The sequence below is a fragment of the Neisseria flava genome, from assembly GCF_982712965.1.
The window spans coordinates 1-14651 of the sequence record NZ_CEXQBZ010000020.1 but is presented as its reverse complement, the minus strand read 5'-3'; the positions used below and the strand labels follow the sequence as shown (position 1 = coordinate 14651).

General features: G+C 46.7%; 9 protein-coding genes, 2 rRNA genes and 1 pseudogene. 4 read left to right on the top strand and 8 right to left on the bottom strand.

Annotation, left to right across the window (positions count from 1 at the left end; genetic code table 11):
* From AC5M9B_RS01690 to AC5M9B_RS01680, 3 genes are all read left to right on the top strand, one after another.
* A 23S ribosomal RNA gene (locus AC5M9B_RS01690) occupies positions 1-1011 on the top strand; the annotation flags it as partial.
* A 93-nt stretch (positions 1012-1104) separates the two neighbouring features.
* A 5S ribosomal RNA gene (rrf, locus tag AC5M9B_RS01685) occupies positions 1105-1218 on the top strand.
* Between the two features lie 348 nt (positions 1219-1566).
* A complete protein-coding gene (locus AC5M9B_RS01680; protein ID WP_209283050.1) occupies positions 1567-1866 on the top strand; it encodes a ComEA family DNA-binding protein in 300 nt (99 codons plus the stop codon).
* Between the two features lie 168 nt (positions 1867-2034).
* Here the strand turns inward: AC5M9B_RS01680 and AC5M9B_RS01675 are convergent.
* Both AC5M9B_RS01675 and AC5M9B_RS01670 read right to left on the bottom strand, forming a co-directional pair.
* Positions 2035-2182, bottom strand: a pseudogene (locus AC5M9B_RS01675) (IS481 family transposase); the annotation flags it as partial.
* Positions 2183-2299: 117 nt separating this feature from the next.
* Positions 2300-3805, bottom strand: a complete 1506-nt coding sequence (locus AC5M9B_RS01670; protein ID WP_487648141.1) for an SWIM zinc finger family protein — start codon at positions 3803-3805, stop codon at positions 2300-2302.
* Here AC5M9B_RS01670 and AC5M9B_RS01665 point away from each other — a divergent pair.
* Positions 3804-3956, top strand: coding sequence for an alpha-amylase (locus AC5M9B_RS01665; RefSeq protein WP_487648140.1), 153 nt, complete (start codon positions 3804-3806; stop codon positions 3954-3956). The genes AC5M9B_RS01670 and AC5M9B_RS01665 overlap by 2 nt on opposite strands.
* On the opposite strand, the gene AC5M9B_RS01660 is transcribed toward AC5M9B_RS01665, so the two are convergent.
* The 6 genes from AC5M9B_RS01660 to AC5M9B_RS01635 form a co-directional block, all read right to left on the bottom strand.
* Entirely contained in the window at positions 3944-6856 is a 2913-nt protein-coding gene (locus AC5M9B_RS01660; protein ID WP_487648139.1) for an RNA-directed DNA polymerase, read from the bottom strand. The genes AC5M9B_RS01665 and AC5M9B_RS01660 overlap by 13 nt on opposite strands.
* Positions 6857-6868: 12 nt before the next feature.
* Positions 6869-10354: a DUF3418 domain-containing protein gene (locus AC5M9B_RS01655; RefSeq protein ID WP_487648138.1), complete on the bottom strand. Its 3486-nt coding sequence runs from the start codon at positions 10352-10354 to the stop codon at positions 6869-6871.
* Positions 10355-10422: 68 nt separating this feature from the next.
* A complete protein-coding gene (locus AC5M9B_RS01650) occupies positions 10423-12000 on the bottom strand; it encodes a phosphoethanolamine transferase (RefSeq protein WP_321178176.1) in 1578 nt (525 codons plus the stop codon).
* Positions 12001-12157: 157 nt separating this feature from the next.
* Entirely contained in the window at positions 12158-12826 is a 669-nt protein-coding gene (locus AC5M9B_RS01645) for a hypothetical protein (RefSeq protein WP_209283055.1), read from the bottom strand.
* Between the two features lie 87 nt (positions 12827-12913).
* Positions 12914-14308, bottom strand: coding sequence for an ATP-dependent RNA helicase HrpA (gene hrpA, locus AC5M9B_RS01640; RefSeq protein ID WP_487648137.1), 1395 nt, complete (start codon positions 14306-14308; stop codon positions 12914-12916).
* 141 nt (positions 14309-14449) lie between these two features.
* Positions 14450-14651, bottom strand: a 202-nt coding sequence (locus tag AC5M9B_RS01635) for a hypothetical protein (RefSeq protein ID WP_487648136.1), incomplete at its 5' end; no start/stop codon positions are given.

Below are 14651 nucleotides of genomic sequence, written 5' to 3'. Positions count from 1 at the left end.
CCAGTAAACGGCGGCCGTAACTATAACGGTCCTAAGGTAGCGAAATTCCTTGTCGGGTAAGTTCCGACCCGCACGAATGGCGTAACGATGGCCACACTGTCTCCTCCCGAGACTCAGCGAAGTTGAAGTGGTTGTGAAGATGCAATCTACCCGCTGCTAGACGGAAAGACCCCGTGAACCTTTACTGTAGCTTTGCATTGGACTTTGAAGTCACTTGTGTAGGATAGGTGGGAGGCTTTGAAGCAGAGACGCCAGTCTCTGTGGAGCCGTCCTTGAAATACCACCCTGGTGTCTTTGAGGTTCTAACCCAGACCCGTTATCCGGGTCGGGGACCGTGCATGGTAGGCAGTTTGACTGGGGCGGTCTCCTCCCAAAGAGTAACGGAGGAGTTCGAAGGTTACCTAGGTCCGGTCGGAAATCGGACTGATAGTGCAATGGCAAAAGGTAGCTTAACTGCGAGACCGACAAGTCGAGCAGGTGCGAAAGCAGGACATAGTGATCCGGTGGTTCTGTATGGAAGGGCCATCGCTCAACGGATAAAAGGTACTCCGGGGATAACAGGCTGATTCCGCCCAAGAGTTCATATCGACGGCGGAGTTTGGCACCTCGATGTCGGCTCATCACATCCTGGGGCTGTAGTCGGTCCCAAGGGTATGGCTGTTCGCCATTTAAAGTGGTACGTGAGCTGGGTTTAAAACGTCGTGAGACAGTTTGGTCCCTATCTGCAGTGGGCGTTGGAAGTTTGACGGGGGCTGCTCCTAGTACGAGAGGACCGGAGTGGACGAACCTCTGGTGTACCGGTTGTAACGCCAGTTGCATAGCCGGGTAGCTAAGTTCGGAAGAGATAAGCGCTGAAAGCATCTAAGCGCGAAACTCGCCTGAAGATGAGACTTCCCTTGCGGTTTAACCGCACTAAAGAGTCGTTCGAGACCAGGACGTTGATAGGTGGGGTGTGGAAGCGCGGTAACGCGTGAAGCTAACCCATACTAATTGCTCGTGAGGCTTGACTCTATCATTTGAAGAACTTCAAATAAAAAGCTTACTGACTGATTCAGTCATCACCGAATATATTGATTGAGGCTTTACCGATTTGTACAGTTTAAGTTTGGCGGCCATAGCGAGTTGGTCCCACGCCTTCCCATCCCGAACAGGACCGTGAAACGACTCAGCGCCGATGATAGTGTGGTTCTTCCATGCGAAAGTAGGTCACTGCCAAACACCTATTCTAAGCCCCCGACAGATGTCGGGGGCCTTTACTTTGAATCGTTGACAAGTTTGGCGAACCGGACCCTCCTGCCTTGATAGCGGCGGTGGGGCGGAATGGGGTAATACTCCGAATGCTCCGGTTGCAGAAGAATGGACTTTTGAGAATGTGGATGGGGCCGCTTCGAAATTGAGGTGGGTTAGTAGATGTTGTAGAATCAATACATTGAGAGATAGTAAAGTTAGAAATATTTAAAATTGTTTGAATTAAAATGATGTAAAGTATATGATGATAAGATATATAGTGGTAACGTCTCCCCGGTGTTACCGTCCATATTAACGAAATGATAGGAAAACGCCCTTATGAAAAAACTCCTCTTTGCCGCACTCTCCGTTTTAACTGCCTCGCTGTCGCTGGCAGCCGTCAACATCAATACCGCCTCTTCTTCCGAATTGGAAGCCCTGCCCGGCATCGGTCCGGCCAAAGCGAAAGCCATTGTGGACTACCGTCAGCAGCATGGTGCCTTCAAATCGGTGGAAGAGCTCAAAAACGTCAAAGGCATCGGCGAGGGTATCTTCTCCAAACTGAAGGCCGAAGCAACCGTCGCGCCCGCACCTGCAAACTCAAAAGCTAAAAACGCCGTCCCATCACCTAAAAAATAACCCCATCCGCGTATTCGTGAAATTGCAGGTGAATACGATGGTCAAACTAAAAAACGTCCAGTTCCGGAAGGGAGTGGGCGTTTTTGTTTGTCGAACCGATCTTGTTACCGTCGCTCAGAGTGGGACAGGACAATGTACCGTTTCAGCAATTTCTCTACAATATTGTGACTTACTCCTTACGACCTTAAGTGCTCGGGTAGGTGGTGACGCGGCTCACTTGGTAGCGGCGGGTTAGGGAGGTAACGCTTTCCTTTTCCTGTGTGTAAGCCTGCCAAACGGCTTGGTGGTATGGAGTGAAGCAGGTGTTTTTGTGCATGTTCCTGTTTCAGTATTCTCCTGAAAATACTGCAAACAACGCTACTGTTTTCTATATGTAAGGATTGCAGGCTTGCCTGGAAAATTCATCGTCAGGGTGTGGATGAATAGCTTTTTCCTAAAACCCCGCCCGATCCAATTCTTCCAACAGCGCAGGCCGGCGCGGTTTTTCGCTATATCGTTCCCTGATTTCGTCGGCAAAGTCTTCCATCGCCTGCCGTTGTGCGGAATATTGGCGGCGGAGGCCCTTTAATTGGTTAAAGAGCTGGCGGTATTGATTACGGTTGCTTGCCTTATTGATTTCAGCCTCAAAGATTTTCAGGTAGCAAGCTACGATTCGGTCGTGATACGGCTCGGGAAAAGACGGGGCAAAACGTTCCATCATGTACAACGAAAGATGTTGCTGCAATAGGGCAAGCAGCCGGTCGAATTCCTGGTCATGCTCCAATATTTCAGCTTGCAGCGAATATTGACCCGACAAGCGCGCAAGCAGGCGGTTGAATTCATGTGGCCATTCGGTGGCGGAAAACGTGGCTTTCCATGCCTCGTAATGCGGCAATGAAAGGCTGGTGGAAAACGCCAAATCTGCTGCGATTTCGCGTACATTTTTACCGGTTTCCTTTAATACATCAAAAAGTTGCAGCTTCCATTTGTGCAGTGTGCCGAGTGTTCCTTCATCTTCGGCAATGCTGATGCCTTCGCGCAAGAGGCGCTCCGCTTCCGCCCAATCTTGCTGCCCGACAGCTTGTTCTACCGCGATTTTTCTGAATTTCGGCAGGTGCAGATGTCGTCTGAAATAATCCTGCGCGGCAGCAGTATCGCCTTTCGCCTGCAAAACCTGCCAACCCTCGAATGCCCAAAATTCATGTTCCCAACCCGACTCGGTAGCAGCCAAACGTTTAGCCACATAATCTTGCCACGCCTGCCATTCGCCGCGCAGTCGCCAGATTCGGGCGCGGATTTGGTAGATTTTATTGCCTGCCTCGGAGAAATCAAAATAGCGGCTGTCGTCCAAACATTTGTCCAAAAAATTGATCAAACGCTTTGGGACGTTTTCCATGACCGCCTCTTCCAGCAGGTCGATTGCCATATACATAGCATCGCCCAACATACCGTCCGAATCGTCCGCCTTTTCAAAAGCATCCTGCAAACGCGGTATCAACAGAGGCAAAGCCTGTTGCAACGCCGCCGCCCCCTCCTGCGCCACATCTTCCAACCAATTTTGCAGCCTGAAGCCCAAGTCAGCGGCTTCGTAGTAATCATAATATCGGGTTCGGGAAAAGATGCTGGAGAGCTGCTGCCGATACGGATTGCCACCCTTTTTAGGCTGCTGCGCGTCAGATTCGTCAGGCTGCCCGTCCGGCGTTTGAGCGCGCACCGCATACCACAACGCCGCCATATGCTTGCACGCCCCGCCATAAGGACAATCGCAGCCCCCGTCCTTAATGTACAAATCACTATCCAGCTTCAGCCATACCGAATAGTTTTCCGAACCGCACACCTCCGCCCGATAACGTCCTGAGGAAGTTTTTTTGACTTCTTGAACCTTGCCCTGCTGAAAATACAACAGACCGCGTTCGGCGATATGGGACGGGAACAGGTGGAGCGGATGGATACGGGACATGGTTGGTTTCCAAGAAGTTGTTGAAATATGGGAAGTTTACTGGTTCGGGCGACGTTTGGGGAGAGGGCGGCGGGAATTCTTGTTTGGCAAAGTGGCAAAAGGTCGTCTGAAAATGGGTTTCAGACGACCTTTTGGGGACTACGGTTTGTGAAAACCTGGAGGTAATGGTTTAAATATATCTCCATCTAAGGGAACATGTTGGTAATGGAATTTGCGTAAGCTTTGAATATCAAGATTAGTAGTTAAAATGCAAGGATTACTTCCTCCTTTCACATAAAGAAGAGTTTTTTGCTCCGTTTTTGTTGGTTGTAAAACGCATGAACCACCATATTGAGATGTATTTACTTGGATAGTGTAACAATGTAAGTCTCTCACAGCAGACTCTAATATATGTTGATAATAATTAGTATCCTTATTCCATACACAAGCAATTAATAAGTTAATTTCTGATTTAAACAAAACACGATGTGTGATATCTGCCAATTCAAAACAATTATAAGTCGCAAAACAAGCTCCTCTCCAATTTACCTTATGATAAGAATATCTATTCTCATCATTGCCAGCAAACAATCCAAAACTATTTATATACTTAAGTTCTGCAGGAGCATAATGATTTTTAACTCTTGCCGTTATATAACAATTCCTAAAACCTTCTTTTTGACTAAATGGTAACAATTCAATCAAAATATTAAATGCAAATTTATCAATTACCCAATGTTCTAATCCAAAAATTAATCCTATTTGGTTTCTACGAGAAAAAGATGCCATAAATGGTAGCCAACTGACAGGAATAGATACTTCTGGTAAGACCAATAGATCCACTTTTTCTTTTACGGCAGCATTCAGAATCTGATATATTATTTTTTGCCTATCAAAACTTAAATTAGGTTTTTCATCATCCCTTAGTGCATGAATAATATCATTCTGATTTACAATTAAATTTGCAATAGCTAATTTGAAATAATTATTTCTTCGAGATACATCATTAATTGATAATAAAAATTTATCAATGTTTTTATTATTATTAATTTCTTCTTCATTCTCCCATTTCACGAAACCACTACGCATTTTTGCAAATTCAGCTTGCCAATCACTCAAGCTATTACATCTTAGTCTCTGTGATAATTCGAATATTTGCAACTCATCAATATGGAGAAATCTGGGAGAGTATTTCTTTTTTTGACTATTAATTTCATGATGAGATTGTTCCTTTGAAGATATATCTTTCAATATCTTATTTTCATCAATCAAACTTCCTTTATATTCAGTATAATTTGATAATGGCCATGCAACTAAATGATGTCTAATTAAATTAGAATACCTGAATCCATTCGCCAATTTCATTAAATTATTTAAATCAGGAAATTTATAAAAGAATTTTTTAACTTCCAGACTTTCTTTATGAATTGGAAATTTAATTAATGCCAAGGAAAGAGAAAAAGAAATTTGGTTATAAAAACATAAATCTTTCCTGATTTTTTCTACGAGAGAGCTATTCTTATCTTCTGAATGGCCAATTATGTTTATTTCTTTAACTAAATGATTATAAAAGGTAATTGCAAAATTTATATCATTTACAACAAAAGAATATTGATATACCTTTTCCCATAGCCTACTAAATTTTAATGAATTACATCCTTTAAAAAACAACATTAACTGTGAAATTACTATATCTTTATCCTTTTTGCTTGTTTTACACAATCTATTTGCCGTTATGCAGTTAGATAGGTATTGTGAAAGCTTAGTTTCATTTTCAACTACACCAATAACATTACGTAACTTATTAGATGATCCACTAAATAATATTTCATAAGCAAACTCATCCATCTCTCGGTAAAAGTGCTCTGTTGGTAAAAATTTAAACGCACTACTTTGTTCATCTAATTCTTGTTTAAATAGTTCTAATCCAGCTTTGCTATTAGCTTTATCAAAAAATTGAAATACAACTTTCTTTTTTTGAATAGAAATATCCTTTCCTTCTATGATATAACTTTCGTCGTCTTTACCGCTTACTAAAATATGGGTACTCAAGAAATATTTTTCATATAGGCTTTTTAAAGGGTCATCTTCATCAAAAATAGGATTTGACAACACAATTAATATATCATCCACATATCTTCCATAATAAATTGGTTTCAATACTTCCTGTATTTTTTCATCAAAATCAATCATATACCAATTTGATAAAATAGATGATGATGTGAGCCCTATCGGTAGTATTTCTTTATCTTTACATTCATTATGCGTAACACTTAATTCACTCTTGATCACCTCATGATACTTTTTAAAAATACGTTTTAATAAGCGATTTAACTTTAAGGCATCATCCATAATCTCCCTAATGCATTCTCTTTCAATAATTTCATCAACCTTATCTAAATCTATATCAACATTGTAAAAAAATTCTTTTAAATCTAATGAAATAACTCCAACACTATCATTATTATCAGATAATAATCTTGCTTTATTTATGGCATTGTTTCTCCATTTATTATACTGATCTATATAGCGAATAAATAAGTTATTATGTCCTGATACATCTCTTGTGTCATCACATTCAGCGTACTTTTTTATAAATTCTTTAGTATGATTTCGTAATCTATTTCCATAACAATCCTCTGTAAGTATACCATCCAAAATTGGTCCAACATACAGGCTCCACAACATATCTATAATATAAACTTCAACATCAGCATCAATAAAATAATTTAACTTTACAAGATTATGTGTATCCGTACTTTTATCATTACTGATGAATCTACCTTCTGTATTATGTGTATTTTCGTGAGAATTATCTTTAAAACTTTTAGGAATAATTCTAAATGAAATACTATCTATCCATTTATCTAGCTTATCCGTATTATTATTATTATCAGATATAACTTTAGCAATTTCCTCAAAAATATTTCTACCCACATCTTCATCTAATAGGTTATGTTCTTTCTCAAAAGAGGATATCCGTTCTCTCATAAAAAGATTTAGGTTTTCATAATAAATATGATTTTTTAGATAAATATAAGCAATTTCAATAAGTTTTCCATCTATTTTCATTTTTTCGTTTCCTTAATTTAAAGAATTTAATTCTTTCAAAAGTCTCTTCACCGACACCGGATACGGTGTCTTCAATTCCTGTGCAAACAGTGACACTCTCAATTCTTCAATCATCCATTTAAACGCGGCAAGGTCGTCTGAAATAGGGAGACCTTGTTTGATCAGGCTATCTGTTTTTTCCTGCCACATTTGTTCCAGCTCTTGAATATCGGCTTCGCGGGCTGCGTCGCGGGCGGGGTTGCTGCTGTATTTTTCGAGGCGCAGGGTCATGGCTTTGAGGTAGATGGGGAGGCGCGGCCATTGTGCCCACGGGGTGCGGGTGGCGAAGCCGGCGGCGAGCAGAGTTTGCAGGCGTTGGCGCATGAGCTGGGTGAGCGGGTGTTTGCCGAGTTTGCCGTTCAGTTCGGCGTAGGCGGCGGCGGTTTCCTGCAAGTAGCGGCTGAGGGCTTCTTTGACGGCGGGCAGGCGGCTGCGGGCGCGTTTGATTTGTTCTTTGAAGGCTTTTTCGTTGCGCGGCAGCTCGTCTTCGCCGATAAAGGCGCGGTCGCAGACGGCTTGGGTGAGGTCGTCGCGCAGGGTGTCGGCGTTGATGTGTTTGAGCAGCATGGCGGCTTGGGTGAAGCCTTGGATGCCTTTGTTCAGGTCTTTAACTTGTTCTTTTAGTTGTAGTTTCATGAGTTCGATCACGCCTAATCTGTGGGCTTGTCCGGCGGCGGCAGACGTGTCGAACAGGCGCAGGGCGATGTGGCCGTCTTTTTCTTTTTGCAGGCCGAGGTAGCCGGTGAGCTGTTGTTTGCCGCGGGCGAATTTGATGGATTCGGGCAGGGTGCCGATGTCCCATGCGGTAACGTTGTCGCGCTCGAATTCTTGAGTGTTGTCGCGGAAGGTGGTGGCGGCGGCTTTGCCAAGTTGTTGTTGGATTTGGATTAAATCGCGCCCCATGGCTAATTCTTGTCCGCCGTCGTCGATGATGCGGAGGTTGAAATAGCAGTGTTCGGGCAGCCTGAACGCGGCCCATTCGTCTTGGTTGATTTGCTCGAGTATGCGGATGTCGCCTGCGGTTTTGGCGATGGCTTGAGCGAGTTGGGGCAGGATGGGGGCGTTGCGGTCGGGGTTTTGGCTTAAAAATTGGGTAATGAATTCGGGCACGGGCACGCAGATGCGGCGGATTTGTTTGGGCAGTGCTTTGATTTGCAACTGGATTTTTTCGCGTATCATACCGGGCACGAGCCATTCGAGGGAGGCGGGGCTGATGCGGTTGAGCACGGTGAGCGGCAGGGTGAGGGTAACGCCGTCGAGCGGGTGGTGCGGCTCGAAGCGGTAGCTGAGTTTGAATTTGCCGTCTGCGGTTTGCCAGTGTTTGGGGAATTGTTCTTCGGTGATGTGCGCGGCGGCGTGCTGCATGAGGTCGTCGCGGCTGAGGAACAGCAGGCGCGGGTTGTCGCGCTCGGCGGTTTTGAGCCAGGCTTGGAAGGTGCGGATGTCGGCGAGGGGGAGGGGTTTCAGACGGCGTTTGTGGGGTGCAGGCTGCTTTTTGGGTTTGGGGTCGTCTGAAACGTTTTGTAGGGTGTGTGAACTCGGTTCACGCACGCGGTTGTCCTTTTGAGATTTTAGGACATCTGCTGCATCCGCTCGTGCCAATAAGATGAGTTCGCCGGCAGTCTCAGCATCGGGATAGTGCACCAAGCCTGCTTCATCAAATTGCGCCATTACGCCGCTTTGTAATGTCGCCCATTCTTCGGCAGAACCGATGGACGTGTCGCATTGCTGCTCGGCAATCAAGGCAACGATTTTGCCGTGCCATTGTTTGCTGTCGATCGTTACACGATCACCCAGCAGTATCGGTTGACCGTCGGCGTAGCATAGGGAGTTTTCAGGTAGCCTTTGGGCTTTGGGGTCGTCTGAAACCGTTGAAGCGGCGGTACTCTGTTCCCTCTCCTGTGGGAGAGGGCTTGCTGCGGTTGCGGAAAAGTTGGTTTGAGCGGTAACTGTTTTGCCCTCTCCCCGACCCTCCCCCACGGGGGAGGGGGCGGGTTGCTGGGCGTCGTAGGTTGGGTTGTCAAACCCAACGGTTTTTACGGTTGCGGCGGGTGTTGGGTTTTCAACCCAACCTACGGTGTTGCCGTGATTTTCATTTTGGCGCGACCCATTACGCTCGTTTTGGCGAAACTCGCCGCATTCTTTTTCAGACGACCTATCGGCTTTGTCAGATTCAATAATCCGTACGGAATCTTCGCTTCCCCAAACGCTGCCTTGCGCGTCTTTCCATGCTATTTCGGGCAGTCGTTCGTTATAAAACGCAAACAGCGCTTCGTCATCGACCAGTACGTCTTGCTTGCGCGATTTGTGTTCGAGTTCGGTAATTTCCTTAATCAGCTTTTTGTTGTGGACAAAAAAGTCCGCTTTCAAATCGCATTCCTGCGCCACCAGCGCGCTGCGGATAAAGATTTCGCGCGCTTCTTCGGGGGCGATTCTGCCGTAGGATACGGGGCGGCGCGGCAAGAGGGTCAGGCCGTAGAGTGTTACCCGTTCGCTGGCGATGACTTCGCCGCGTTTTTGTTCCCAGTGCGGCTCGAAATAGTGGTAGCGGACGAGGTGCGGCGCTTCCTGCTCGATCCATTCGGGCTGGATGGCGGCCACGTCGCGTGCATAAAGTTTTGTCGTTTCAACGAGTTCTGCCGCCATCACCCATTTAGGTTTCGCCTTGAACAGGGCGGAGGCGGGGAAAAGGTGGAAGCGGCTGCCGCGCGCGCCGGTGTAGTCGTTGCCGTCGGGCGATTTCATGCCGACGTTGGCGATGAGGCCGGTGAGCAGGGCGCGGTGGATTTGTTCGTAGCCCGCTTCTTTGGCGGCGCGAATTTGGGCGCGGTGTTGCTTCTTATCTAGTTGTTTTTGTTTGAGTTTGGCAGATAAATCTTGGTCGCCTGCATTTTCAGACGACGTGAGCTGCCTGACTTCGGGAGGTCGTCTGAAAGCCGCTTCCTTGGTGGTTAAACCCATTTCAATCGCGGTTTGGGCAAGCTGGTGGTGCAGCTCGCGCCATTCGCGCATCCGCAGGTGTGACAGGAAATATTGGCGGCACCATTGCACCAGCTGCTTGTTGGACAAACCCTTGTCGCGCTCGCGCTGGAAGCTGTCCCAAATGTTTAGATAGGCAAGAAAATCGGACTGCTTGTCGGTAAAACGCTCGTGTGCCTTCGCGGCGGCATCGCGCGCCTCCAGCGGCCGCTCGCGCGGGTCTTGAATCGACAGCGCGGACGCGATCACCAATATTTCCGCCATACAGTCGTGTTTCTTCGCCGCCAGCAAAATGCGCGCGATTTTCGGGTCAATGGGCAGGCGCGCCATTTGTTCGCCGAGTTTGGTCAGGCGGTAGCGGGGAGGGGCGACGATATTGCCCGAAACGTTTTGAAGGTCGTCTGAAACGGTTTTGTCGTTTGTCGGAGTGTGTCGGGCATGAATGCCTGAGCCGCGTGCTTGATTTTTAGTGTTTTGCATAGTCTTGTAGGTCGGGCGTTCATGTCCGACGTGGTCTCAATTTATATTGTTTGTAGGTTTGCGCCGCCTTATTGCGGATAAACATATTCCGCTTTGCCGTTGCGGATGTTCAGGCTGCCGGCATCGCCTGTAATCAGGTTGCCCGTTACCGAGCCTTCGGTGCAGCCTGAAACCTTCATATCGTAGCCCAGCGTGTGAATCAGGAAAGTTGAAAGCTGCTGGTGGAAGGCAATTTCGCAAGGCGCAAAGGCTTGGTTGGCGGATTGCTGCACGGCGGCATCAGGGCTGTATAACACCAGCGGTACGATGTAGCTGTCGGGATGTACCGTGCCTTGGTTGAAGGTGTCTTTGTGCACATACTGGCCGTGGTCTGAGGTATAGACAAACAACCAGTTGTTTTCAGGCTGTTTTTGCAGCTGCTGGAACACGGTTTGGATCATTTGGTCGGTTTTGTGGATGGTGCTGTCGTATTTGTCCACGATATTGGCTTCGCCGAACACCTTATCCTGTTGTTGCAATAGCGCGCCGTATGGGACGTGCGAACCGCGTTGGTGCAACACAATAAAATGCTTGCCCTGCTGCAAATTGATTTTGTCGAACAGCGGTAGCAGCTTATCGTCGGGCATATTGTCGCCGTTGCGGTAGCCGAGTTGGGTCGGTTGAATCAGATGGTCGATCCACTTTTTGCCGATCAGGTTCAAAATCGCCATCTCGTTTTCCGCCTGCGCGCTGTAAAAATACGTTTCGTAACCCTGCTCTTTGGCGAGGCGGAACATATTGGTATCGCCGCTGCTGATTTGTTCGTAGCCGTTGGCATGCGGTATGGCATTGAAAAAGCTGGGCAGGGACACAGCCGTCATCAAAGCGGCGGAATAGCTTTGTTTCACAATCGGCTTAAAGTCGGCTTGCGACAGTTGGGTCAAAAACGGCGAAGTTTCGCGTCCGTAGCCAAACAGTTTCAAATGCGCCGCGCTTTCGCTTTCTCCCATGATGAGGATGATATTTTGAATACTGCCCTGTCCGGTTTTGCTTGGTGCGGGCTGTTTGAACACAGGAATCTTGCTTAAATCAAACAATTGATACGGCAATACGCGCCCGACAAAATAGCCGAAGCTGAAATAATTGGCTTTGACGCGGCTGTATGTCGGTTTGGGAGAAATACCGTGTTCCTGCGTCGTACTGAATGAACGTCCAAAAATCAGCAACATCGCCGCAGCGAACAATATATCGGCGGCAAAATGCGTCTTACGGCGGAACTTGGCAAGGCTGCTAAACAGCACGACTTCCGCCACACCCCACAACGCAGGCAGCCACAACTTATCCAACATCGACGCCCCCGCGCTGCCGACTTCGGTAACCTCTTTCAGCATCAGCCAATAATTGATGCCCGTCATCCAACTTTGATAAACCGCGTAATGCACATTGTTGGCAATGATGCTGAGCGCGAAAAACAACGCAATCAGCAACCGTGAAGCCTTATAACGCGCAAACAGATACAGCGCAGCAATCACAAATATCAGCGCAAACGTTTCCGCCATTTTCGCAGCCGGCAGGGTTTCAATCCCAAATACAAAACGATAGGCAATTTCGCTGGCAGTAAGTAGGGATGAATAGAGAAAGAGAACGAAAAGGGATTTTTTCATAATGGGAAGTTCACAATAAAAGTTGCAGGCTGGGTTTGGGGGCTCGGCAACGGTATTCTTCAGCAGCTATCTGTTTACAGATTGTTTTTTAAAAACGAGGTCGTCTGAAACGGTTTTGTTGTTTGTCGGATTGTGTCGGGTATTTGTGCCCGACAAAAAATTAGGAGTTAGCTTTTTTGTCATCTTCCCAATATGGCAATATGTCTTCACGCAAATAAAAGGAACGTTGCAATATGGAAAAACACCAAAAAGATATTATAAAAAATAAAAAATATATAACCATGCCTAATAAAATATTATTTTCTGCAACGGAATTCAGTATTATAACGATATCTATCAATATGGATTTACTAGACTTTCCAAAGCAACCTAGGATCGAAAAAATGAGAATTCCCCATATTGCAGAAAAAATAAAGTTTATTTTTTGTAAATTTGCTTTTTCTTCTTGATAAGCACTCCATAATACAGAATTATTTTCTTTCACTGCTTTTCTTCTTAATCGGTACAATGATTTTCTATAATCTGTATTTTCGTTTTCAAACATATAAATATTAAATTTTGATAGAATAGTTAAGATAACAGAAAAATAAATTCCTTGAATAATAGGAACAATTACAGAAAAAATAAAAGAGAAAAGGATAACAGATTCAAAAATGCTGTATAGGTCTAAATTTTTCTGTTTATTTAAAAGTGCTGTAATAGAAAATCCATGTCTTAAATTTAAATACATATCGAAAAATGAAATTATCAGCAATGATGCCAAAAACCATTCGAGTCTCATCAATCTCTGTAATAATCCGTTGCTGAGTTTTTCTAAAATATCGCTCATTTATTATTCCTTCAATGTTTGTATGATAAAGTAATTATGCTATCGTTCCCCGATTTTCGTTAGACATCAATGCCCGTCCTATGCTTTTCAGACGACCTCCACCGCCCCCAATTCCAGCAACACCTGAAAACCATCATTGATATACCGCGAATCGGGCATTTCTAAAAACGGGAATGCCGCCACGTCGCCGAGTTTCAACGCTGCCATGCGCAGAATGACGGCGGCGAGGTTGCTGCGGACGATTTCGGGGTCGGTGAACTCGGTGCGGCTGTTGAAATCTTCTTCTGAAAACAGTCGGATACATACGCCTGCGGAGACGCGTCCGCAGCGGCCGGAGCGTTGGCGGGCGGCGGCTTGGGAGATTTTTTCGACATGAAGCTGCTCTACTTTTGCCCGCGCGGAATAGCGTTTGACGCGCGCGAGGCCGGTATCGATGACGTATTTGATGCCCGGCACGGTGAGCGAGGTTTCGGCGACGTTGGTTGCCAGCACGATGCGGCGTTTTGCGCCTGAAGGGTGGAAGATTTTGTGCTGTTCGGCGTGCGACAGGCGTGCGAACAGGGGTAGGATTTCGTCGTTGCGGCGCAGCGTGGATTTGCGCAGGGCTTCTGCCGCTTCGCGGATTTCGCGTTCGCCCGGCAGGAACACCAAAATATCGCCTTCGCCATATCGTGCCAATTCGTTGGCTGCATCGACAATCGCATCGGTCAGCTCGACTTCTGCATCGTCTTCGTCTTTGCTGGTCAGCGGTTGGTAGAGGATTTCGACGGGATAGGTGCGCCCGCTCACTTCTAAAACAGGCGCGCCGTTAAAGTGTTGGGAGAAGCGTTCTGCGTCTATCGTTGCCGAGGTGATGATGACTTTCAAATCGGGGCGGCGCGGCAGGAGCTGTTTCAGGTAGCCCAAGAGGAAGTCGATGTTCAGGCTGCGTTCGTGTGCTTCGTCGATGATAATCGTGTCGTAGGCGGCGAGATAACGGTCGGTCTGCGTTTCCGCCAGTAGGATGCCGTCGGTCATCAGCTTGACGCAGGCATCGCGCGAGGTGTGGTCGGTGAAGCGCACTTTATAGCCCACCGCGCTGCCGATTTCCGATTTCAGCTCTTCGGCAATCCGCTCTGCCACCGAACGCGCGGCTAAACGGCGCGGCTGGGTATGCCCGATCAGCCCCGCCGCCCCGCGCTCGAGTTCCAAACAAATCTTGGGCAACTGCGTGGTTTTGCCCGAACCGGTTTCGCCGCAAATAATCGTTACCTGATTTTCGGCAATGACTTTTTTGATTTCTTCGAGCTTCTCGTGAACGGGTAGGGTGTTGTCGAACTCGGGTTTGGGTAGTTTGGACAGGCGTTGTAGATAAAGGTCGTGCGATTTTCGGTATTTTTCTTCGACTTTGGACAAACCGCCGTATTTGTTGGGATTTTTGAAGGCGGAACGTAGGAAGTGGCGGTCTTTGGAGAGGGTTTGGGAGAAATCGGAATGGGGCATGGCGTTGGAAAAATTTCAAATAAAACAAAGGGAGTGATTATAGCAAAGGTCGTCTGAAAATTTTCAGACGACCTTTGCCGTTTCGGAAATATTAAGGATGATCTGCAACATAAGCCCAGAGGCTTGAAATCTTGGCAATCTTCAAATATTTCTTAAAAAGCGGAGGTCTGGATTCCCGCCTGCGCGGGAATGACGGTGCGAGGGTTCGGATTCGATATAAAAGGCTGCCAGAGGTGGGAGTTGAGAGTCCCGGAATTCCAGCAATCTGAGACCTTTGCAAAATTCCCCAAAATCCCCTAAATTCCCACCAAGACATTTAGGGGATTTCTCATGAGCACCTTCT